The 21,352-nt window shown below is 67.3% G+C and carries 24 protein-coding genes and 2 pseudogenes; 7 read left to right on the top strand and 19 right to left on the bottom strand.

What is annotated here, in order from left to right:
* Positions 1-27: 27 nt before the first annotated feature.
* The 5 genes and pseudogenes from mtnC to AB0K35_RS02250 form a co-directional block, all read right to left on the bottom strand.
* Positions 28-732 carry an acireductone synthase gene (gene mtnC / locus AB0K35_RS02270; protein WP_363883152.1) on the bottom strand — a complete coding sequence of 235 codons (705 nt, stop codon included), beginning with the start codon at positions 730-732 and terminating at the stop codon, positions 28-30.
* Positions 729-1,310: a cupin domain-containing protein gene (locus AB0K35_RS02265; protein WP_363883149.1), complete on the bottom strand. Its 582-nt coding sequence runs from the start codon at positions 1,308-1,310 to the stop codon at positions 729-731. Before AB0K35_RS02265 ends, mtnC begins: the two co-directional genes overlap by 4 nt.
* Positions 1,307-1,975: a methylthioribulose 1-phosphate dehydratase gene (gene mtnB, locus AB0K35_RS02260; RefSeq protein ID WP_238667760.1), complete on the bottom strand. Its 669-nt coding sequence runs from the start codon at positions 1,973-1,975 to the stop codon at positions 1,307-1,309. Before mtnB ends, AB0K35_RS02265 begins: the two co-directional genes overlap by 4 nt.
* The gene (gene mtnA, locus AB0K35_RS02255) at positions 1,972-3,504 is read right to left on the bottom strand and encodes an S-methyl-5-thioribose-1-phosphate isomerase (protein ID WP_238667759.1); all 1,533 of its coding nucleotides are present in this window, start codon (positions 3,502-3,504) and stop codon (positions 1,972-1,974) included. Before mtnA ends, mtnB begins: the two co-directional genes overlap by 4 nt.
* Positions 3,505-3,606: 102 nt before the next feature.
* A pseudogene (locus AB0K35_RS02250) lies at positions 3,607-4,076 on the bottom strand (GDP-mannose 4,6-dehydratase); the annotation flags it as partial.
* A 186-nt stretch (positions 4,077-4,262) separates the two neighbouring features.
* Between AB0K35_RS02250 and AB0K35_RS02245 the strand changes: the two are divergent.
* Positions 4,263-4,388: pseudogene (locus tag AB0K35_RS02245) on the top strand (sugar phosphate nucleotidyltransferase); the annotation flags it as partial.
* Between the two features lie 785 nt (positions 4,389-5,173).
* Here AB0K35_RS02245 and AB0K35_RS02240 read toward each other — a convergent pair.
* A complete protein-coding gene (locus AB0K35_RS02240) occupies positions 5,174-6,205 on the bottom strand; it encodes an NAD(P)-dependent alcohol dehydrogenase (RefSeq protein ID WP_363883146.1) in 1,032 nt (343 codons plus the stop codon).
* Positions 6,206-6,210: 5 nt separating this feature from the next.
* Complete coding sequence (locus tag AB0K35_RS02235; RefSeq protein ID WP_238667756.1) at positions 6,211-6,633, bottom strand: hypothetical protein; 423 nt, start codon at positions 6,631-6,633, stop codon at positions 6,211-6,213.
* A 115-nt stretch (positions 6,634-6,748) separates the two neighbouring features.
* Here AB0K35_RS02235 and AB0K35_RS02230 point away from each other — a divergent pair, with 115 nt between their 5' ends.
* Positions 6,749-7,552, top strand: a complete 804-nt coding sequence (locus tag AB0K35_RS02230) for a helix-turn-helix transcriptional regulator (RefSeq protein WP_363883143.1) — start codon at positions 6,749-6,751, stop codon at positions 7,550-7,552.
* Between the two features lie 293 nt (positions 7,553-7,845).
* On the opposite strand, the gene AB0K35_RS02225 is transcribed toward AB0K35_RS02230, so the two are convergent.
* Both AB0K35_RS02225 and AB0K35_RS02220 read right to left on the bottom strand, forming a co-directional pair.
* Complete coding sequence (locus tag AB0K35_RS02225; protein WP_363883140.1) at positions 7,846-8,388, bottom strand: hypothetical protein; 543 nt, start codon at positions 8,386-8,388, stop codon at positions 7,846-7,848.
* 677 nt (positions 8,389-9,065) lie between these two features.
* A complete protein-coding gene (locus tag AB0K35_RS02220) occupies positions 9,066-9,638 on the bottom strand; it encodes a hypothetical protein (protein ID WP_363883138.1) in 573 nt (190 codons plus the stop codon).
* A gap of 221 nt (positions 9,639-9,859) precedes the next feature.
* Between AB0K35_RS02220 and AB0K35_RS02215 the strand changes: the two genes are divergently transcribed.
* Entirely contained in the window at positions 9,860-10,936 is a 1,077-nt protein-coding gene (locus tag AB0K35_RS02215; protein WP_363883135.1) for a cellulose binding domain-containing protein, read from the top strand.
* A gap of 304 nt (positions 10,937-11,240) precedes the next feature.
* Positions 11,241-11,597 carry a transposase gene (locus AB0K35_RS02210; protein ID WP_238667751.1) on the top strand — a complete coding sequence of 119 codons (357 nt, stop codon included), beginning with the start codon at positions 11,241-11,243 and terminating at the stop codon, positions 11,595-11,597.
* Positions 11,598-11,603: 6 nt separating this feature from the next.
* On the opposite strand, the gene AB0K35_RS02205 is transcribed toward AB0K35_RS02210, so the two are convergent.
* Positions 11,604-12,206: a TetR/AcrR family transcriptional regulator gene (locus tag AB0K35_RS02205; protein ID WP_238667750.1), complete on the bottom strand. Its 603-nt coding sequence runs from the start codon at positions 12,204-12,206 to the stop codon at positions 11,604-11,606.
* A gap of 66 nt (positions 12,207-12,272) precedes the next feature.
* Here AB0K35_RS02205 and AB0K35_RS02200 point away from each other — a divergent pair, with 66 nt between their 5' ends.
* Both AB0K35_RS02200 and AB0K35_RS02195 read left to right on the top strand, forming a co-directional pair.
* Complete coding sequence (locus AB0K35_RS02200; protein WP_238667749.1) at positions 12,273-12,971, top strand: alpha/beta hydrolase; 699 nt, start codon at positions 12,273-12,275, stop codon at positions 12,969-12,971.
* On the top strand, positions 12,968-13,312 hold the full coding sequence (locus AB0K35_RS02195; protein WP_363883130.1) for a nuclear transport factor 2 family protein: 345 nt from the start codon (positions 12,968-12,970) through the stop codon (positions 13,310-13,312). Before AB0K35_RS02200 ends, AB0K35_RS02195 begins: the two co-directional genes overlap by 4 nt.
* 128 nt (positions 13,313-13,440) lie before the next feature.
* On the opposite strand, the gene AB0K35_RS02190 is transcribed toward AB0K35_RS02195, so the two are convergent.
* The 6 genes from AB0K35_RS02190 to AB0K35_RS02165 form a co-directional block, all read right to left on the bottom strand.
* Positions 13,441-13,770: a cold shock domain-containing protein gene (locus AB0K35_RS02190; protein WP_363883127.1), complete on the bottom strand. Its 330-nt coding sequence runs from the start codon at positions 13,768-13,770 to the stop codon at positions 13,441-13,443.
* A 162-nt stretch (positions 13,771-13,932) separates the two neighbouring features.
* Positions 13,933-14,352, bottom strand: a complete 420-nt coding sequence (locus tag AB0K35_RS02185) for a barstar family protein (protein ID WP_363883124.1) — start codon at positions 14,350-14,352, stop codon at positions 13,933-13,935.
* Positions 14,349-14,852, bottom strand: a complete 504-nt coding sequence (locus tag AB0K35_RS02180) for an ankyrin repeat domain-containing protein (RefSeq protein WP_238667746.1) — start codon at positions 14,850-14,852, stop codon at positions 14,349-14,351. The genes AB0K35_RS02185 and AB0K35_RS02180 overlap by 4 nt, the downstream gene beginning before the upstream one ends.
* A 101-nt stretch (positions 14,853-14,953) precedes the next feature.
* The gene (locus AB0K35_RS02175) at positions 14,954-15,409 is read right to left on the bottom strand and encodes a hypothetical protein (protein ID WP_363883121.1); all 456 of its coding nucleotides are present in this window, start codon (positions 15,407-15,409) and stop codon (positions 14,954-14,956) included.
* Positions 15,410-15,828: 419 nt separating this feature from the next.
* Entirely contained in the window at positions 15,829-16,335 is a 507-nt protein-coding gene (locus tag AB0K35_RS02170; protein WP_363883118.1) for a hypothetical protein, read from the bottom strand.
* A 25-nt stretch (positions 16,336-16,360) separates the two neighbouring features.
* Positions 16,361-16,522 (bottom strand): hypothetical protein, encoded by a 162-nt coding sequence (locus AB0K35_RS02165; protein ID WP_238667743.1) that lies wholly within the window; start codon positions 16,520-16,522, stop codon positions 16,361-16,363.
* Between the two features lie 158 nt (positions 16,523-16,680).
* On the opposite strand from AB0K35_RS02165, the gene AB0K35_RS02160 reads away from it, so the two are divergent.
* Positions 16,681-17,445 carry an ATP-grasp domain-containing protein gene (locus tag AB0K35_RS02160; RefSeq protein ID WP_363883115.1) on the top strand — a complete coding sequence of 255 codons (765 nt, stop codon included), beginning with the start codon at positions 16,681-16,683 and terminating at the stop codon, positions 17,443-17,445.
* 135 nt (positions 17,446-17,580) lie between these two features.
* Here the strand turns inward: AB0K35_RS02160 and AB0K35_RS02155 are convergent, their stop codons facing one another.
* The 3 genes from AB0K35_RS02155 to AB0K35_RS02145 form a co-directional block, all read right to left on the bottom strand.
* Positions 17,581-18,417: an NAD(P)H-binding protein gene (locus AB0K35_RS02155; RefSeq protein WP_363883112.1), complete on the bottom strand. Its 837-nt coding sequence runs from the start codon at positions 18,415-18,417 to the stop codon at positions 17,581-17,583.
* Positions 18,414-19,307 (bottom strand): NAD(P)H-binding protein, encoded by an 894-nt coding sequence (locus AB0K35_RS02150; RefSeq protein WP_363883109.1) that lies wholly within the window; start codon positions 19,305-19,307, stop codon positions 18,414-18,416. The genes AB0K35_RS02155 and AB0K35_RS02150 overlap by 4 nt, the downstream gene beginning before the upstream one ends.
* 1,391 nt (positions 19,308-20,698) lie before the next feature.
* Complete coding sequence (locus AB0K35_RS02145) at positions 20,699-21,292, bottom strand: DUF4240 domain-containing protein (protein ID WP_363883106.1); 594 nt, start codon at positions 21,290-21,292, stop codon at positions 20,699-20,701.
* Positions 21,293-21,352 lie beyond the last annotated feature (60 nt).

Genomic DNA, 21,352 nt, shown 5'->3' with positions numbered 1-21,352 from the left:
TCGTCGAACTCTGATGCCGCGACCGGCTCATGTCGGCCTGCCGACCGGCTGCGGGCGCACAGACGAGAAATCAGTGACCCAGGCGTGGGCGCCGAAGTCCGTTGGCGGGTTCCCGGGTCGGTGCACACCCAGGGTATGCCAGCCGGCGGCGCGGGCGGTGGCCAGTTCGACGGGCCGGTCCGAGGCGAACAGGATCCGGTCCGCGGCTACGCCGATCTCCCGGCTGATCCGTTGGTACGCCGCGGGATCGGTCTTGGCGCCCATGCCCTGCGCGTCGAAGAGCCGGTCGACCAGCGGTCGCAGATCACCCAGCTCGGTGTGGCGCAGCCAGTCGTGTTGCGCCTGGACGGAACCGGAGGAGAACAGGTGCACGCCGAGGCCGTCGGCACGCCACGTCCGCAGCGCGGTGGGGACGTCGTCGAAGACGTGTGCGGTGAGCGCTCCGCTCGCGTACCCGTCCGCCCAGATCATCCCCTGCAGCGCCTTGAGCGGTGGCGCTTTGACATCCTGGTCGATCCAGCCGTTGATGACGACGACCAATTCTGCGCGTGTTGCCGTCGGCTTGCCCGCCAGAGCCGCGGTGGCCCGGAGGACGTCCTGGACATCCGTCGTGTCGCGTTCGAGATACGTGGCGACTCGCTCACGAGAGTAGGGAAAAAGAACATCACGGACGAAGGCGAGGGAACCTAACGTGCCCTCGACGTCCAGGACGACTGCGTCGGCTCGGCTCACCAATTAGCGCCGATCAACTCGTCGAGGTAAGGGATCTGGCGGGCGGTCGGCTCGCCGGTGAAGTCGGCGATCCACCCGTCCTCCTCCTGGAAGAACCGGATCGCCGTGAATTGGGGCTGCCGGCCCATGTCGAACCAGTGCCGCGTGCCGCGCGGCACCGATAGCAGGTCACCAGCCTCGCACACGACGGCGTGCACCATGCCGTCCAGATTCAGATAGAAGCACCCGCGTCCCTCGACGAAGAACCGGACCTCGTCCTCGTCGTGCACGTGTTCCTCGAGAAACTTCTCCCGTGCCGCTCGGGCAGTGGCGGGCCAGTCCGGGTCGGCGTCGTTGGGCCGCATGCGTACGACGTCCACCAGCCGGTAGCCGCCGGCCTCGCTGATCCTGCGTACGTCATCGCGGTAGGCTTCGAGCACCCGACTGGAGTCGGCGGCAGCATCGAGCGTCCGGGTCGTGGCCCATCGTTCGAACACGATGTTCCAGCGGGACAGTTCGACCCGGATGCGGTCCTCGTCGGTAGTGCGCAGTCGAATGTCGTTGCCGTCGGTAGCCGGCATCACCTGAAGCAGCGTCATAGCAGACCCTCCTGGAATAGATCCGTGTTCGGTGAGGCACTTGCGGCGAGCAGTGTCAACTGGCACATCGCCTCAAGGCATTCGAGGCGATTGCGGGCCACCTCGAGCGACGGACCCCAGGCAGTGACGCCGTGCCAGGCGAGCAGGAACACCGGCGGTGTCGCTGCGGACTGCGCCAGGTGGTTCGTTACGTCGGTACCGATGCGTGCGACGTCCGGCCAGTTGGGAAAGACCGGGACATGGACGCTGGCCGGGTCGACGACGCCGAGGCCCTTGATCAGTTCAAGATCGGCGAACCGTACCGACGTCCGGCTGGCTCGGGCCGCCAACACGGCGACAGCGGTGGCGTGCGGGGAATGCACGTGGATGACCGCGCCACAGCGCGGATCGGCGGCGTAGATGGCGGTGTGGATGCTGGTCTCGGCGGACGGCTTCGGCCCGATGGGCTGCACGGGCAACCCGGTCCGCACGCTGACGGGTACGGTGTCGCTCTCTGTCAGCCGTCCCTTGCTGCGTCCGCTCGTGGTGATGAGTATCGTGTCGCTGGCGTCGTCGAGCCGCGTGGAGAGGTTGCCGGACGTTCCCTCGAGCCATCCCCGCAGGTACAGCTCCCGGGCTTCCCCCACCAGGTGAGCGGCGCCGCGGGTGTCGATGATGCCTGTCACGCGGTGGCTCCTTCGTCAGCAAGGGCAACGACCAGGCGACGTCCGTTGAGGCGCTCGACACCGCCGAGCCCGGCGACCTCGAGCAGCACACCGAAGCCCGCGGTACGGGCATGGCTGGCGGAAACCAATTCGGCTGCGGCGGCGAGGGTTCCTCCAGTGGCAAGGACGTCATCGACGATCAGCACCCTGGCGCCGGGAGCAAGGGCGTCCATCTGCACCTGCAGCGTGTCAGCGCCGTACTCGAGGCCGTACTGGACGCTGTGCACCGCGCCGGGCAGCTTGCCGGCCTTACGGGCGAACGTCAGCGGGCAGCCGAGCAGTTGCGCGACAAGTGTTCCGACGGGAAAGCCCCGGGACTCGATGGCGAGGACATGGTCGCACCGTCCGCGGAAGGTATCCGCCAAACGGCGGGCGAGGGCCGCAAGAGCACGCGGGTCCGTGTATACGCCAGCGAGATCGCGGAAGGTCACGCCTGGCTGTGGGAAGTCGGCTACGTGGCGGACAAGCGAAGTGTCGCCGATGCGGGTGGGCCGGATGACCCGGTCCTCGGTGACAATGGCGGTGATCAAGTCGATCGGTGTGACGTCGAACGCGGGGTTGTACACCGCTGTCCCGGGCTGCGCGATCTGTGCACCCGCGATCTCCAGTACCTCGTCGGCGGGCCGGTCCTCGATGAGGATGTCATCGCCGTGCGGCGTGGTGACGTCGACCGAGGACTCCGGTGCGACGACGATGAACGGGATGCCGTGGCGCGCTGCGGCCAAAGCCAACGCATAGGTACCGATCTTGTTGGCGGTGTCGCCGTTTGCGGCGATGCGGTCCGCCCCGACGATGACGCAATCGACCGAACCACCGGCCATGGCCGCCGCGGCGGCCGAGTCGATACACAGGCGGTGCGGGATGTCCGCCTCGGCCAGCTCCCACACGGTGAGTCGGGCGCCCTGCAGCAGCGGCCGGGTCTCGGTCGCGAGCACCGAACCCAGATCACAGCTGGCCGCCAGCTCTCGGATCGCGCCCAGGGCGGTCCCCCAGCCGCCGGTCGCCAATCGGCCGGTGTTGCAGTGGGTGAGAACGTGCATCGGCCGCCGCGGGGACACCTCACGGATGAGGGTCGCGGCGCGTGTCGCTGCGGCACGGTTCGTCCGCTCGTCCTCGGTGATCATGTCGAGGGCCTCTTGCAGGACGGCGTCCGGGCCGTCCGCCAGCCGGCCGAGCGCCCGCTGGACACCCCACCGCAGGTTCACGGCGGTTGGTCGGGCGGCCGCGAGCAGTTCGGCGTCCGCCCGTACGGCAGCATGATCAACCTCGCCGGCGACTGAATGTAGGTGCGCCGACAGAGCGACGCCGAGCCCACCCGCCAGTCCGAGGGCCGGAGCGCCCCGGATGGCCAGGCGCTGAATCGCTGTGATGATCTGATCGATGCCGGTCATGTGCAGGACCGTCATCTCGTGAGGGAGTGTCGTCTGGTCGACAGCGACGACGCAGCCGGGTTCCCAATCGACCGAACGCTGCATGAATTGCTCCTCCATCGGCAAAAGGCTGAAGTCGGCAGGTCGGTACGGCGCTTTGAGGCGTCCCGGAACGTGGATGCGAGTGGCTGCACAGCGTCCGCAATTGTCGAGTTATGTTGATCACCAAGGTGGCTTCGCCTTGAGTGGCCTCCACCCCTTTCGGTTGTCTCGATACCACTGCACCGTCGCAGCCAGCCCGTACTCCAGATCGATGCGTGGCGCGTACCCGACCTCAGTCATGATCTTGCTGGTATCGCGGGAATGGCGACGGTCGTGGGCCCTTGCGGTCGGCGACTGGCACGGTCCTGTCCGGGCCGGCCTGGCGTTTCGTGCCGGGGCGCGGCGTCGGGCAGTGTCTGCGTGCCGAGCGCGTTGGTGGTGACGAACGGGGTGGCACCCGCAATGGAGCGGTCGACATGAGAACCAGCGGCGAAGTGGACGATCACGTCGTGACCCGCAGCCACCGCGTCGATGAGAGCGGTGCCAACGCCACAGTGGACGCGATGTAGGCGTGTGCCCTCACCCACGGTCTCGAGGTTGCGCAGGCTTCCGGAGTCGGCCAACTTGGTCAGCACAGTCACCCGGGCGGGCTCGACCGACGGTTCCCCCGGCGCGCTGCTATCCGGGGTGCCGCCGGCCTGAAGGATCTCGCGCACCTAAGGATCGTATCCGCAGTCGATCGAAGTACGTCACCCCCGTCTCACGCAACAAGATCACGTAAACTCGCGGAGCGTGAAGATCATCGTCGCCGATGTAGCCGGTTTCATCCGGTCCGAATACGTGCGCATGCTGCGGCGGCCGGATGCCGGCTGTGGCCGCTCACCCTTGCGGTGTCCACACAGCTCATGCCGGTCTTTCACAAACCGATGATCTGCTGTCTACTGTCGACGTTGGTCTTGGCAGCGTGTCCAAAATCCTTGGTGCGGCAGCCGCCAATGGCTAGCTGACCGGGGCGTGACAGACCCAATGGCGGCTGCCGTACTAACTGCCGGTGAGTTACTAGCTCCAGGACCAGGCCACCAGAAGGACTCATTCAGAGGATGCGGTTCAATTGTGAGAGCCGCCAATGCGGTGGCAATCTCCTGCAACGTCGCCCGCACATAAATGGCCACTGACAAGTGCGGTGATCGTGGGCGTGCTCCCCGATCGACCGATGCGGCCGCAGGAGCCGGCGCTGGTGCCAACCAAGGCACTGGGCCGGCAGCTCACGATCGGCCGGCGGCCCGGCGGCCCGGCGCGAGCCCGGTTTAGGGGGAGCAGATTGGGTGCAGGTTGGCGAAGAGGTCACCGCGACCGGAGTGCTCACCGACGCCGGACAGAGACGAGGACTCTGACCTGCGGTGCTGCGGCCGAGCGGTGCGCCGTGACCTCCCGGTAGAGATCGAAGTGGTCAGGCATGTCGTTCCGGGATGGCTGGGGTCGGCCGGTATCTCGAGTCGCCTAACGCCGTGCCTGTAGGTCTGCTGTAGATCGATCTGCGGCATTGTGGGCGAGCCTGCTGGAGTCCGTCACGGTACCGTCATCTGAGACGCCGATCCCACGGGCAGCGACGTGACGAGGCCCTTCAGTCTGGAGACCCCTTCGGCGGACCCGAAGTGGTCGGCCAGTTTGCTCCCGGTCGTCAGTCGAGCGGCGTCCGCTCATGTCGATGAGCGTGCGCGGCGGATTGCGCCGCCACGCACGCCGGTCATCGGATTTCGATGATGACCTTTCCGAACGGGCTGGTCGATTCGTAGTAGCGGAACGCCGCGGCGGCTTCCTGAAAGGGGAACACTCGGTCGATGACGGGCCGAAGCTGATGCGCGGCGATGATCTCGTTCAGCTGAGTGAACTGCGCGTAGCTTCCGACGGCCAGCGCTCGGATCGTCGCGGCGACACCGAACACCAGGCGAGGGTCGAGTGGCGGCCAGTCACCGGAAAGGGACCCTACGAACGCGACGTGCCCGTTGATGGCAAGCGACCTCAGTGACTGCCCCAATGTTCCGGCAGTGTCGACGACCCGGTCGACCCCTCGCCCGCCGGTGACGTCGCGGACCGCAGTGTGCCAGTCGGGAACGGCCCGATAGTTGACGACCTCGTCAGCGCCCAGGTCACGAAGGCGCTGCTCCTTTTCCGCCTGGCCGGTCGTGGCGATCACTCTCGCACCGAGAAGCTTGGCCAGTTGTACCGCGAACAGTGATACGCCGCCCGAGCCGGTCGTCAGCACGGTGTGCCCCGGTTGGATCCCAGGACCATCCCCGGTCAGCGCGTTCCACGCCGTGACTGCGGCGCACGGCAACGTCGCGGCCTCGGCGTAGGAGAGGCGTTCAGGGATCGGGACGAGGGCTTGCTCCGGCAGGACGGCGAGTTCGGTGAGCATGCCGTCGAGGGAGCCTCCCAGTTGTGGCAGGTATGACTGTTGCAGGGGGCCGTCCAGCCATTGCGGGAACAGCGTCGCGGTAACCCGGTCGCCCGGTCGCACCCGCTGAACACCTGGGCCCAGGGCGATGACCTGCCCGGCACCGTCCGAGACGGGAATGACGTCCGGCTTCACCGGCAGCACGTACTGCCCCCGCAGCACCAGCAGTTCGCGGAAGCTGAGCGAGACGGCGTGGACCGCGACCGCGACCTCGCCGATACCTGGCGTGCGCGGTTCGTGGCAGCGCAGCGACAGACCATCAATGCCGTCACCGCTGTTGACATGGTAGCTGCGCACGGACGGGGGCAGCGTCGCAGTCATCGCGGTCATCCCTCGATGAACTGGTAGTCGCGGACGATCCGTCCGTCGGCGCCGAGCACGAGGATCTCCAGCCCGACACCGGCCACGTCGCCACCGTCGCGAGGCACCATCTCCCAGCGAAACTTGACCACGTCGTGGAGCCGCTCGGCATCCCCGCGGGAGCGGAACACAAAGGTGCCCGGGGCGATGAACTCCTCGTACGAGCGCGTCACCCGCACCTCCAGTTCGTCATGCCCGCGCGCCTCCAAGACGAGACGATCGAACCCCAGGCCTTCGGCGGCCTGTCGCATTTCCTGAGGCGGCTGCAGGACATGGACCCCGTCGGTGGACCAGAGCTCGCGAACGGCCGCGCGGCGACGTTCCGGGTCGGGTTCGCTCCACACCGCGACGTAGCGGCCGGTGAGGTTCTCCAGGTCAATGTCAGCCATAGTGATCCTTCGGTCGTGGATGATCGTTGCGACCACTACTGTTCTGCGCCGGAGGCGCCGCGACAATTCCCCGGAGGGAATCGCCAACCGGCGCGGCACCCGGTACACAGGAAGAATGATCACCGAATCCGCGAGCGGCGGACTCGCTGGTGCGTTGCGCACATGGCGCACCCGACGACGCGTCAGCCAACTCGAACTGGCGGTGCGCGCTGGCACCACGCAACGGCACGTCAGCTTCATCGAGAGCGGACGCTCGACCCCCGGCCGGGCGATGATCATACGGCTGGCCGAGTCGCTGGAGGTGCCGATCCGCGATCGCAACGAACTGCTCCTCGCCGCAGGATTCGCGCCCGCGTACCCACAGACCGACCTGGACCATCCCCAGTTGGCGCCGGTCCGGACCGCCCTTAATCGCGTCCTGCACGGCCACCTGCCGTACCCGGCTGTGATCGTCGACCGGCACGGCGACCTCATCTCCGCCAACGCCGGCTTCCACATGATCACCCGCGGAGTGGACCCACACCTGCTCACCCCACCCGTGAGCGTCCCCCGAGCCCTGCTGCACCCCCGCGGTCTCGCACCTCGCATCGTCAACCTTGAGGAATGGGCCTGGCACATCATCGACAGCGTCCAAGCCGAAAGCGTCCGCAACCCGAGCGACCGGCTCCAGCGCCTCGTCGAGGAACTCGTCGACCTGGCACCCCCGCGGCCACGGCAACTCTCGCCACACCACCTCGGGTTCGCGGTGCCGCTGCACCTGCGCACGAGCAGCCCGGACAGCCGGGAACTGCGGCTCATCACCACTCTCACCCACTTTGGTACCGCCACCGACGTCACCATCGCCGAACTGCGACTGGAAGCATTCCTACCTGCCGACGAAGCGACCAGCGCTGCACTGACCGAGCTCGTTACGTGGTGAACACCATCCGCTCATGCCGCTGACAAGGCGCGGTGACCGTGGGCGTGGCTCCCCGGTCGACCGATGCGACTACGGGAGTCAGCGCTGGTGCCAACCAAGGCACCGGGCTGGCAGCTCACGATCGGTGGGCGGCCCGGTGCCAGCCCGGTTGGGGGAAGCAGGTTGGAGCAGCGGGTGTCGGCTCCGCCTGAAGACTGACCACGTGGTTCCGGCTGAATCGGGACCACCTTTTGAAGCATCGGGAGGTGCTGAGCGTGGAGGACTGGGCGGAGCGGAATGAGCAGCAAGGCTGCTCAGGGGCGGCACCCCTCGTCGGATACCGCCCAGACGTCTCCTTGTCTCTCCTGGCCGGTATCGAAGTACGCCGTCAGGTATGCCTGCGGGTTCAGCTCGCTATCCCTGATCAGTGAGAAGATCTCCGCTCCATGTCTCGGGGCGTCGAACATTCGGTACGCCTGAGTGAGTCCCGCGAAAATCGTGTCTGTCCGGTCAGCCGCGTACCCGAGCGCCTCGGCCTCTGCAAGCTCGATCGCCTGGTCGAAACTCTCCGCACGCCACAGCGTCAGCCTTTCCTCGTACGACTGACCCCTCGGATCGGACCCGACGCGGAAGACACACCGCACGGAGAACCAACCCACCTCACTCAACTGCGTCTCACCGCTCGGCCTGTCCACCCGCACATCATCCAGCAGGAGTCGTCCATCAGCGAGCCTGATATGCCTGTATAGTCGCGCTTTTGCCGCCGCCCGGGCCCAGTGGGAGGCAGCCAGCGGGGGCCGCCGAAGCCCTTTGAACAGATAGATCCACGCAGGACGCAATGCCGCGATCACCTGCACGCGATCATCGTTGATGACGACTGCGTGCGACAGCCGCAGCACCACAGTTGCGGGAACTTCTGGTTGCGGCGCCGCATCTGCCAGTCGACGCGGTCGTCCCCTTCGTTGATCACCCGATACGCGAACGCGTGATCGCGACGTCGATGACCTTCTGCGGTTGCCACCACCACGCCCGGACACGCAGCTCGCCGCGATGCACGAACTGACCCGCATCCTGTAACCCCGGTCCCTGCACGTGGCGGCGGTGATCTGCCCGCTGGTGCGGCGCCGGAATTCCTGCAGTGACCAGCAAAGCCCGGACTGGTGGCGACGATCAGAAAGCTTCCGGTGCCACCGGATCGGTAACTGGTGTAGTCAGCTGAGACACCAACTCCACCGGATGGTGTCCTAACCAGCGCATCCGCTGTGACGACCTCTTCGGCGGATCTGAAGGCGTTAGCGTTGGCATCCCGCAGATGCGGGATCGCGGCTTCCCTTCACCGCCGATGACAGGATGCCGGAGCCGGCGTGGCACTGAACCACACCGTCGACTCAGTCCTGCGTTCACCCACCGACTGGCCTCACCGACCTATGGCGCAATGCCACACAGCAGCTTCGAGAGCCCGGGCACCCTTATTGCCCGATTGCGCTGCCCGTGGCCAGAGGCCGGCGCTCTCAAGATGGCCGGCCTCTACGCGTCACGCTGCCGCCCGGCTCATCGCGGCGCTGGCTAGCCCGTTCAACGTGGTCAGGTCGGCCGCCCCCAGGTACGAGTCCGACATCATGACCACCACCACGTAGTGGCCGACCGCGGCGGCGACATAGCCGACGTAGCGGTCGCCCTCGTCGTAGGTGCCGAGGAACAGCACCGTGTCCGGCCCGAGGTGGTCCTCGGCGACCGGATCGAAGCCCTCCTCGTCACCGCCCACCCCGCACCGGGCGAACTGCGCCTTCAGTTCGGTGATGTATGCGTGTGCCCCATCGCCGCGGTACCAGGCGACGTTTTCGTAGATCCGAAATCGGGTACCGAGATCGGTCGCCTCAGTGCGGCTCACGACCGGCTGCGGCACCGGCGTGTCCGCGCACGGCTGGGGTAGCAGCGACCACACCAGCCCGTCCTCCACCGGCCCCGGCGCGGCCCCGCCGAGATCGTCCGGCTGCAACATGACCCGGTCAGGGATCCCCCGTGGCCGCTGCTGCCCCGCCGCCGGCCCGCTCGCCGACACCAGCCCCAGGATCACGGCCGTCATCACCATCAGTGTCCTTCGCATGCGAACCATCCTCTACATCGCAGGTAACCGATGGATGGGCAGGCCTACCTAGCTTTCCCTAAGTACACGTACTCCCCACCGGGCCGCTACCGATCAGCCCTGGGCGGGCTGTCCGTTGTCCTGCCGGCGGCAGGACTGCCGTGCGTGCCTTGACAGGAAGGCGGAGCAGCAGGACAGTCGACACAGTCATAGACGTTCAACTATCTACGGCGAGGTGTGCCATGCGGAAGTCGCTGACTGCTGTGGCCGCCATCGCTGCTGCCATGGTCGCGATGATGGCCGCGATCTCACACGCCAGTGCGGCGAACGCGGCGGCCGGGTGTCGGGTGAACTACGTCGTCACCAGCCAGTGGACCGGTGGCTTCCACGCCGACATCGCGGTCACCAACTTGGGTGACCTAGTCAACGGGTGGACGCTGCGGTTCGCGTTCCCTGCAGTCGACCAGCGGCTCACGCAAACCTGGAGCGCCACCTGGGCCCAGGCGGGCCAGCAGGTCAGCGCGACCAATCTGGGCTGGAACGCGACCCTGGGCACCAATGGCTCCGCGAACATCGGTTTCGTTGGCGCCTGGTCGGGCAGCAACCCCATACCGGCGTCGTTCACGCTTAACGGCGTAACGTGCACCGGCGGCGTCCTGCCCAGCGTGACGCCGACCCGGACGACCACACCGCCGGTCGCTGACTACCCAGCGATCGTCACCTGGCTCAGCCCGACCGCCGGCGCGGTGTACACCACGCCGGGAACCGTCCCGCTGGCGGCGACCGCGACCGTGGGAGGCGGACACAGCATCACCTCGGTGTCGTTCCGGGTGGACGGCGTCACGGTGGCCCGGGGGGTGAGGACGACCGGTGACCGGTACGAGGCGCTGTGGACACCACCGATCGGGGAGCCCGGCACCAGCACCACCTTCGTGCTGTACGTCTCGGCCGGCACCGACCAGTCGCTGCCTGGCGCTGCGCCGCCGCTGCTGGTCACGGTGGTGACGCCGGCGTCCACCGGCACCAACCACCCGCCGGCGGTGGCGTTGAGCACCCCCGGCGGGCAGACCTACTTCCTCGAGCCGACGACCGTCACGCTGGTCGCCGACGTCGCCGACACCGATCCTGGGGACCTCGTCACCCGGGTGGAGCTTTACCTCGGCGCAACCCGGCTGGCCGTGACGCCGACCAACAGCGGACCGCGCTATCAGTTCCAGACGGCCCTGTCGGCCGGCACGTCGTCCACCTTCACCGTGCGGGTCCACGATTCCCACGGCGGCCTCGGCATCTCGAACCCGCTGACCTTCACCATCCGTTAGCGCCTCGGCCCTCCGTTAAGGGCTGACCAAGTTCCTTCCACTGGCCGTCTACCCGACCTCGCCACGTCGTTGTGGTCGTACGGGCGCGGTAAGGAGTCGTTGATTGGCCTGGCCTTGCAGCTGGGAGCAGGTTGGGTGCAGTTTGGCGAAGTGGTATCCGCGCCCGAAGCCGTCAGCGTTGGCACTCCCGTGGAGGCAGTAGGGCGACGTCCGCACATAGTCGATGAGCGGATGTACCGACGCGCTTTGAGCCGGTGCGCGAAGCCGTCGAATCCGAGGGCCGTCCAGCTCGCCGGTTTCGTAGGTGCTGTCATCGACCTGCTCGACTGCTACCCGCCCATCGCCGGCCGCCCGGGGCCGGCCACGGCGCCGCTTCGACGTCCTGCTGGCCGACAAGGGTTACAGCAGCCAAGCCTTCCGTCAGGCCTGCCGCGAACGCGGCACCGAACCGATCATCCCCAAGTCCAAGACGCCGGGGATCAAGGGCCTGGGCAAGCTGCGCTACGTCGTCGAACAGACCTTCGCCCTGCTACACCAGTTCCGCCGCCTCGCCGTGCGCTGGGAAGGCCGTCTTGACATCCACGACAGCTTCGTCAGCCTCGCCTGCGTTCTGATCTGCTGGCGCAGATTGATCAACTGGACCAAACCGAGATCGTGTTAGGAGCAGTTAGGCCGAGTGTGAGCGACTCAGTCGTTCACGTATGTCGCCCTTGCCGGCGGTCGTCAGGAGGACGAGAGCGTCCAGGAAATCGTCGAAGGCGCGATCGGCTCGTGGCGTGTCGCCGGTGGCCTCGACGTCCATGATGAGGCCGCGGATGACGGCCAGCACTAGGGTGGCGAGTTCGGGGCGGCCGACGGTACGCATGCCGTCCTCAAGGGGCTGCAGCCAGTCGGTGGTGGCCTCGCGCCGGAAATTCGGCCACAACTGCTGTTCAGCGTCCTGGCGGAGCTGACCGAACATGGTGAGGTAGGGGCGGCCCTCGGGGCCGGTCATGGCCTGCCACGTGCGCCGCAGCGTGCTCAGGTAAGGCTCGCCCGGCTTGGGGGACAACAGGTCGCAGTAGAACTCGCGTTGAAGCTGCCGCGCCCGGCGCAGGGTCTCGCGCAGCAGCGCGTCGCGCGTCCCGAAGTGGTAGATCAGCATGCGGGTCGAGCAGCCCGACGCCCTCACCAACGGTTCGAGACGGTCGGGCAGGCCGTGGGCGAGCGCGTGATCGACGCAGGCGTCGAGGATGCGGTCGCGGATCTCGGGTTGTTTGTGACGTCCCACCACCACATTTTTTCACGTAACTGGCGATACGTCTATCGTTGATCCCAGCCGAAGAAGGAGGCAGAGATGCGAGTGGTATTTGTGCACGGTGCGTGTGTCCGGGACGGCGCCTGGTGGTGGCACCCGACCGCCGAAGCACTGCGCGAGCGGGGAATCAGCAGCGTCGCGCCGGCGTTGCCGAGCTGCGGTGAGGGCGACCGGCCCGCCGGTTCGAACGGTCCCGGCCTGCCGGAGGACGTCGCGGCGGTGCGGGCGGTGCTGGCCGCTGGCGATGAGCCGACGGTGGTCGTGGGACACAGCTATGGCGGGATCGTCGCGGCCGAGGCCGCAGTGGGCGTCGCATCGGTGCGACACATGGTCTTTGTGTCGAGCTATCTGCCCGAGCCGGGCGAGTCGCTGTCGACCTTCGGCGCTCCGGAACCGCCGCCGTTTCTCGACTTCGACCCTGAGGGCGGCACGTTCGGCGCGGTACCGCAGTTGTTCGCCGAGACCTTCATGCAGGACTGCCCGCCGGACATCGTCCGCGAGGGTGCGGCTCGCCTGATCCGGCAGACGATTGCCGTCACCCAGCAGCCGGTGCGGCAGGTGGCGTGGCACGGCCTGCCGACGACGTATGTGGTGTGCGCCGACGATCGCGGCACTCCAGTATCGGCGCAGCGCGAGTTCTCCCGCCGCGCCGGCAAGGTCGTCGAACTGCCGACGGGCCACCATCCGTTCCTGTCCGACCCGCAGGCCGTCGCCGACATCCTGACCGGGCTCTCATGACCACGCCGCCGGAGTTGGTGCGGCGCATGTACGCCGCCTACAACCGGCGGGACGCCGACGGCCTGCTCGCCCTGCTGGCCAACGACGTCGACTGGCCGGACGGCGATGCCAGGCTGCACGGCAAGGATGCGCTCCGCCGCTACTGGCTTGAGCAGTGGACCCGGGTCCACACCCACGACGAGCCCATCGAGCCGGTCGAGCTGAGTGATGGGCGCATAGCGGTCCGTGTCGACCAGACGGTCCGCACGCCGGACGGGTCGCCGTTGTCGACGGCGCGCTTCGTCCACCTCTTCCAGATCCGCGATGGACTGACCGCCCGAATGGACATCAAAACAGCTTGAGCAGGGCTTCTTGAACGGTGATCTCGTCGGCGGCACCGAAGGCGTCAGCGTCGGCGCCCCGCAAAGGCGGTACGGCCGACGTCCGCACATGTCGAGATGCGGATGTCTACCGGAACGACCGGCCACGGCTACTCCTGCGGCCAGGTCATGTCGGTTCGGGTCGGATCATCGAATGTCAGGGTCAGCGAGCTGCTGTAAGCGTTGGAACTGCCCTGAACGCGGGGGTGGTCGGGCGGCTCGATGTCCTCTGTCCAGACCTTCACTGCTCGGAAGCCGAACCCCTCCTGGTTCGCTGCCTCGGCACGGAACGAGACGAGCTGTCCTTGCACCAACTGCCGGTATCCATCCGTGGCAATGGCGGAGAAGTGCACCCAGCATCCGCCAGGCACGTCCGGAGCGTCGATGACACCCCAACCTTCGTCCGGATCAAATGTGCGCACTGAACCGACGCTCGTCATCGCTCCAGTCTGCATGACGCTTGCTGACATTCGCCCGTGCCCGGCCTCGTCCTCATTTGCCGCGGCTCGCGCGTTGCTGGGAGTCGTGGCCAGCGGAGGCGCGGTCCGGGTCGGCGGATGCCGCTGGGGTCGGGCAGCGACGGTCAGGAGGGACCCGAACGGTTAGAGCAACTCGAGGATGATGCCGTCCTCGGATTCACTGCCGCCTGGGCCGTGTTCGTGGATGATCTCTACGATCATGTCGAACAACGTCTGCCCTTGGCGACGCTGCGCGTCGTTGAGCCTGGCCTTGATGCCCGCGCGGTGCGATGGGTGGCAGGTGAGGAGGGTCTGCTCCAGCCATCTGGCCGTCGCGTCATGACCGAGCGCGATGCGGGAGGAGTCAGAGTTGACCCACTTGAGTACCCAGCCAGTCTCGGGGGTGCCGAAGCCCTCGCGCAGGATGTCGTTAAAGGCATCGAGATTTCCGTTCCAGGTTCCGTGACAAAGTAGCTGCGAGAACTCGCGTATGAAGCCGGCGAAGTCGGCGAATGTGACTCCGTCGATGACGAGCACGGGGAGGGCATCGCTCTGCTTGGTCACAGGGCAAGTATGGGCACGACCCCAGCATCCGGATCTGCCGCCAAGCGGGCGCGCGCTGTCTCAGCGCGCCGATCACGCTGAATACTGCTCGCCGCGTCTGCCACAGTGAGTAGTGCTTGCGTCGCGGCGTGGTTGTTTCGGACGGCCCATTCGAAGGGCGACAGCCCGTTGCCGTGGTCTTCGCGGAGGTTCGGATCTCCGCCCCGGGCAAGGAGTTCGCCGACGACCTCGGCATGCCCCCACGCTGCGGCTCCCGTCAAGGGTGTGCCCTCCTCGCCGCGCCCGCTCTCGATATTCGGGTCCGCACCGGCGTCGAGGAGGATCCGCACCGCCGCGCGCTTGTTCTGCAGCGCGGCCAGGTAGAGAGGCGTGGTGCCGTCACGATCCGCCGCGTTCGGGTCTGCCCCCGCGCGCAACAGCGCACGCACCGCCGGAAGATCGTCACGCAGCAGCGACGCCATCAGACGGGCGGTGAGCTTCTTGCGCTGCCGGACGTTCACCAGCACCAGAATAGGCCGTCCGGTTCACCACGAGCAGTCCACCGCGCGGCTCCAGGACATCCGCTCATGCCGCTGGTCGGGCGCCAGCCTCTGCGTCTCGGTCAGGAACGCGCGGCGCTGGCCTTGAGGCTGTGCAACTGTTCGACCTTGCGCTCGGCGTCCTGCCGCGAGTACGAGCCGATCCTCGATGGCGGCATGGCGTCGTCGCCGAGACGGAGGACGGGAGCGTAGAGCGGCAAGTCTCCCCGTACGTCGATCTGTACGCAGTCGACCGACTGGATCGCGCTCCACGGTGTGACCTGGTCACGGCTGTCGAAGCCGCGCACACGGACACCCTCTCCGCCGATTACCACGCCGAGTCGAAGAGCTCGCCAGATCCCGGCCATGCCGCTCGTGACGAGTAGGCATCCCAGCACGACGCCGAACCAGTCGCGCTCGGCCAGTACGTCCCCGGGGGTGAAGTACGTGACGCCTAGCAGGGTCCACACAGCGAAGATCGCGACAGGACTGGAATCTGGATGCGTGGCCTGAGGACGATGCCCTGCATGGCGGAACATGCTACGGAGGCATGTCCGGCCAATTGGCGTAGTCCAGTCCGGCTGCGGCGTTGGGGACCAACAGATCGTCGTCACGATCGATGCACGGATCTTCCGCTGACAAGGCGCGGCGATCGTGAGCGTGCTGCCCGATCGACCGATGCGGCTGCGGGAGCAGTGCTGGCGCCAACCAAACACTGGCCGGCAGCCCGCAGTTCCGCCCCCGGCGGACTCGATTGGCCGCGACCCGCGGGACCGGTGGTACGGGGGTCTGCTCATCGCGATCGCGACATCGATCGCGGCGAGCATCCTCCTGTGCGGACTACGACAGGCACTCGGCGACTGGTACGTGCCCCACGAACCCACCAACTGAGTGCCTCAGCCCAGCCCATGATCACCATCCGTTGGGCTACGAGTGCTGAACTTTTGGATCGTAGGGATCAGCCGCGGCCGGCGATCTCTACGAGAGTCTCCGGAGCGAGGGGTTTTCCGTTGACGTCGAGTGGCGTCACCGGAACTGCCCGATCGGTCGATCGGATCACCGACGTAGAGACGAGGAACACTCCGGAGTGAACCCGGGCGCGCACAGGTGTAGGCGACCCGACCGCGACGGCCGTCGCGCCAGCAAGGGACAACTGGCCCACTAGCCCATTGAGGACCTCGCTCACGCTGGACTGGTCGCCACCACTGCCTGCTCCGACGGCTGCCTGGTGCCGACCGGACAGCATGCTCTCGACATACCAGCCGGACGGCCCGGTCCAGAGCCGTAACGTGTGCTCGTCGTCGAGCGAGACCGTGTCGGCCAGGACATAGCCAGCTGGTGGTCGCCAGTCGCGTTCAGGTACAGCAGGGTTCGGGGCGACACTGATGATCGCCGCGACGGCCAGGCAGACGGCCGCCAGCCCGATCAGCCTACGCATGTTCGAGCGGAATCCGGCGATGCCCATGATGCGATGCTCGCAGCAATCGGGGTCAGTCGGAGTGTCGGATCTTTCGCATGAGCATCGCCCACACTCCGTATCCGGAACCGACGTTGCCGGTGATCGTGCCAGCGGCCGAGCCCATAGACAGGGCGTTCGCGCAGTCCGGGCAGACTTGCCGGCCGGTGATGGTCTTCTCGAACGGCTTGCTCACGCGCCGACCACAGTCAGGGCAAACCCTGCCAGACAATCCCATTCACGCCTCCTCCAACAGGTGCTCGAGAGGATATCTCTGCGTCTTCAACGTCGAGGTCGCCGATGAGCAGCAAACCGCTGTAACTGCGACGGTGTATTCAGGCAGGATCATCGGCCGTGACACTCGTCCTGCCGCCGCGCCTGACAGCCTCGGCTCAGAGCTTGCGCGACGCCGCTCATCGACGCGGACTACGCACCGTCCAGCTCGGCTCTTTCGAAGTACCCGCCGGGTTGCGTGCTGATCACCTTCACGCGGGACCGAGCTTCGCCGACGTCGTCGCACCGCTGCTCGGGATCGCGCCCCTGGAGGCTGAACCTGGCTGGCTGACTAGCCTTCCTCGTGAACTCACCGGCCGCGAGATCACCTTGGTCGCCATTGGCGAGGCCTACGAGCTCCGTCGACCGGCGTTCATCAAGTCGCCAAACGACAAGGACATCCCGGCGATGATCTACACGGATGGTTCCCGCCTGCCCGGCCCGGATGCTGTCGACCGGCGGACTCCAGTGCTCGTCAGCGACATCGTCGACTTCACCGCCGAGTACCGGCTACACCTGCTCGACGCTGCTGTCTACACAGGCAGCCAGTACGCCGCGCACGGCCGGTTGCACCTCGGCCCTGCGTCGACCGACGCGCTAGCCTTCGGCACCGATCTCATCGCCGGATATGGGCACACGTTGCCCTCCGCCATCGTCGTAGACGTAGGACTGGTCGACGGCCACTGGGCCGTGATCGAGGCGAATGCCGCATGGGCAAGCGGCGCCTACGTAGCGGATCCAGACCTGGTCCTCGATGTCGTCCTCCGAGCGGCCAGCCCAACGGCTTCGGTGACCGCCCGCGACAGACAGTTCATCCGACGGCCTCAGCCGACCGCTGCGCTTTAAGCCAGCAGGTCCATACCGGTGTACTGATCTGCCGAGTTGGGGATGTTTGCGCGGAGTGTTCGTTGCGTCGTGCTGGGTTGACGGTCGTGTGGGGCATGTGGCCCGGGCGGCCCGCCATGCCCCACGATGAGCGGTCTAGCGGAAGTCGGCCGCGTGGTCGGTGGCCCATTGCGCGAATGTCCGCGCGGGTCGGCCGGTCAGGCGCGGGACGATGCCGGCCCACTCCTGGTTCGTCGGGGCAGGATCACGCGCGGATCCCGCCCACATGGTGAAGATCCAGTCGACGAACGTCTCCGGATAGCCGTTGCTGATCCACTCGGCCCGGGCCTCGGCCGGATCGAGTTCGTCGAACCGCACCGTGGCACCGATCGCCGTGCCGATCGCGTCGACCTGCGCGACGGTGGTGAGCGCCTCGGGGCCGGCGAAAGTGTAGGTCCGTCCGGCGTGGCCGTCCTCGACGAGCACCGTCGCGGCGACCGCGGCGATGTCCGCCTCATGGGTGGGCTGGGTCACCGCAGCCCCGTATGGGCGGCGAACCACCCGACCTTTCTTGATGGCCGGGGCCCAGTCCAGCCAGTTCGCGGCGAACTCCCCGGGCCGGACGTGCGTCCACTCCAGACCGGAGTCCTCGACCGCACGCTCGACCGGCCGGTACCCGTCCTCGCTGTCGTCGGTGTCGGCCAGCGCCCCGGACAGCACGACGATGCGCCGCACGCCGGCCCACTTCGCAGCAGAAACGACGTCACGCGTCGTCCGTCCGACCGAGAACAGGTACATCCTCTCGACGCCGTTCAACGACGGCTCCAGGGACGGCGGGTCCGTCAGATCGCCGCCGACGACCTCCACCCCATCCGGAAGACTCGCCGCCGACGGCGTCCGCGTCAGTGCGCGGACCCGATGGCCGGTCTTCACCAGTTCGGCGACGACGTGTCGGCCCACCATGCCGGTGGCACCCGTAACCAGAATCGTCATCGCGTCACCTGTAGCCGGAAGTCGGCGGCGTGATCGTTGGCCCACTGGGCGAACGTGCGCGGTGGTCGCCCCGTCACCTGCAGATAGGTGTCCGTTGGCGGCAGCGCACCCGTCCCGTCGACCGCGTCGGCGAGCAGCGCGATCATCCAATTGGCGGTCTCCTCATCGAAGCCGTCGCGCAGCCACTGCCTGCGCGCCTCGGTTGGATCGAGCTCCTCGAACCGCACCTGCACGCCGATGGCGGCACCGATCGCGGTGACCTGCTCCGCCTGCGAGACCTTCACCGGGCCGGTGACGGTGTGTGCAGCACCGACATGGTCGTCGGTCAGCAGCGCCGCGACCGCCATGTCAGCGACGTCGGCCTCGTGGACCACCGGGTAGCCAGCGGCCGCGTACGGCCCGCGCACCACCCGTCCGGTCCGGATTTGGTCGGCCCACTGCAGCGCGTTGGCGGCCAACAGGCCCGGCCGCACATGGGTCCACTCAGCGCCGGAGGCCTCCACCAGCAGTTCCAGCCCGCGGTGCGCTTCCCGCTCTTCGGTCAGGTGCCGCCCGAGGGCGCCGTTGCCTCCGGTTCCGGGTGCGAACCCGGCCGCCGCCGCGGAGTGCACGACGAACCGGGTGACGCCGGCCTTGACCGCCTCATCGACGAACCCATGGTCGGTCGCGGCGTACGCGAAGGGGAACAGGTACACCGACTGCATTCCGTCCAGCGCCGCTCGCCAGGTCTCGGGACGTTCGAAGTCTCCCTGGACCACCTCGGCCCTATCCGGCAGCCGACCCGGGTGCGGCTGGCGGGTCATCGCCCGCACCGGTCGCCCGGCCCGGACCAGTTGGGCCACCACCTGGCGCCCCACATTTCCGGTCGCTCCGGTTACTAGGATTGTCACGTTGCTCCTTCTCGAATACCTGGAGTGGGGCAATAGACCGCCGCCGCGAATCCACGGCCCATGGCGCGGCGGCGGTCACCACACGCAGGCTAGGCGGAGATCTCAAAAGTCGCACATCGTACATCTGTACGACATACACGGCCACCGCAGTCCGGTTGCGTCGGTGTTCCGGTTGGCGCGGGTACCCCTACGCACGGCGTTGCTCCGCCGGTGCGCTGCGCGCCGCCAGGGTCGACACCGCCCGGCTGCTCCACCTCGAGGCTCGAGGATGAGACAGCCGCGGGCCAGGAGCACCTGACCGCGCGACACCCGGCCCGGCTCAAGCCCAGCGAGTATCCGGATCTGCCGCGATCCGCGCGACTGCGGCTCAACCGTTGGGTCCCGGTTGAGCCGTTTCGGGAGCCCGCTCACGATGAGCGGCCTCCCCGGAGCCTGGCCCGGCTTGAACGGTGCTGCCATCCCTGGATCAGTGACGTGCGGTACCGGCGCCGCACGTTGGGCAGGCCGGCCTCCGAGGTTAGTGCGTCCAAGCCCTGGCGGGGAGTTCGTATACCTCGCCGCCTGTTCCTGCTCCCCATTCCGGTGGGGCCCGGCCATCAGCCATGGCGCAGCTGCGACGAGGTGGCTGCTCCGATGGCGGTACCTCGGGCCAGTGTCCGTGATCTGGCGAGGAACGACCTGCGGGACTATCCACCGCCGGTCGACCGCCGCAGCCCAGCTACGAGCCGGGGATCGGGGGAGCAGGTGGGGAGCAACAGGGTGCACTGAACGGCCTTCATCTGCACTGAACTGCACCCGACGGCCCGCAACTGCACCCACCCCTGCCTGCGGTTTCTCATCTCCGCAGGTCAGAGTCGGTGCAGCGTCCTGTTTCCCGCGGAGTGCTCTGCGGTTCTGCGCTTCGGTCGACAGCGCTCTATGTCGCCTGGCAAGGGAGTGTGCGCAGGTCAAGGCAGTAAGGAGCAGTTGGTTGCGCGGGCCTTGCATCTGGGAGCAGGTTGGGTGCAGGTTGGCGAAGTGGTCTACACGCCCGAAGTGCTCACCGACGCAGGGCAGAGACGAGGACTCTGACCTGCGGTGGGGCCGTCGAGCGGCACGGTGTGACCACCCAGTAGAGGTCGAAGTGGCCAGGCGTTGCTGCGTCCGGGATGGCTGGCGCCGGCCGGCGTCTCGATCAATGTGGAGCGTTGCGGGTGAGCTATTTGGGTCGGCCGCGGTTCCGTCATTCGAGACACCGATCCCACGGGCAATGTCCTGAGCAGGCCCTTCAGGCCGGAGACCTCTTCGGCGCACCCAAAGGCGTCAGCGTTCCCGCCCCGGGGAGGCGGTAGGGCGGTGTCCGCTCATGTCGACGAGCGCGTGTGAGACCCGAGGTAGTCGACCGTCTGCCTTCAGGTGTTCAAAAGTGGCCCGTTTGCTGCGTGTCCGAGGCTCATGGATGGAAATAGCGCACTGAGCCGCGGGAGGCGCCGGCTCATCTCGGTCTCGTCGTCGAAGGCCCACCGGTCCCCGGTGGGCGCCGGGTCTTCCGGATAGTCGTGGTGGAGTGCCCGCAACGCGTCGATGATGCCCTCGCTCTCACCGGTCGCTGTGTCATACGCCTGACGGCTGACATAGTTGAGGGCCTCCCACTCTGGCCAGTCATCGTCGGTCCACTGGTCCACCCTCATAGTGGCCAGCCGGCGCACCTGCGGGACCTCGGCGAGCGCGTCGGGGTCGGCGGTGAGGCGGTCGAAGCTGTCCCGGCCGAGACCGACAAGCCACGGTAGGAAATACCAGAAGCCGTCGCCGGAGCACAGTCCGGACGTGATCCGATATGCGGCGGCCCACATCGTCCACGTCTCGGCCCGGCGGCGCGCCGCGGTGAAGGCGACGTCGAACTCCACGATCTCGGCCGGCGTCCGGGCCGCGAGCCGACACTCGATCCACCCTGCCCGGTCCGCGTGCCCCGCAGAATCCTCGATCAAGGACCAGAAGTCACTCACGCCGGGACGATAGCTGTGGCCAAGAGGCAGCACCCCGGCGGGCTCAGCGAGCCTTGAAAC

The organism is Micromonospora sp. NPDC053740 (assembly GCF_040677775.1).
In the GTDB taxonomy this organism is placed as follows: Bacteria; Actinomycetota; Actinomycetes; order Mycobacteriales; family Micromonosporaceae; genus Micromonospora; species Micromonospora alfalfae.
Note: the sequence above shows the minus strand (reverse complement) of the source record. Positions and strands in the feature narration are given on the sequence as shown.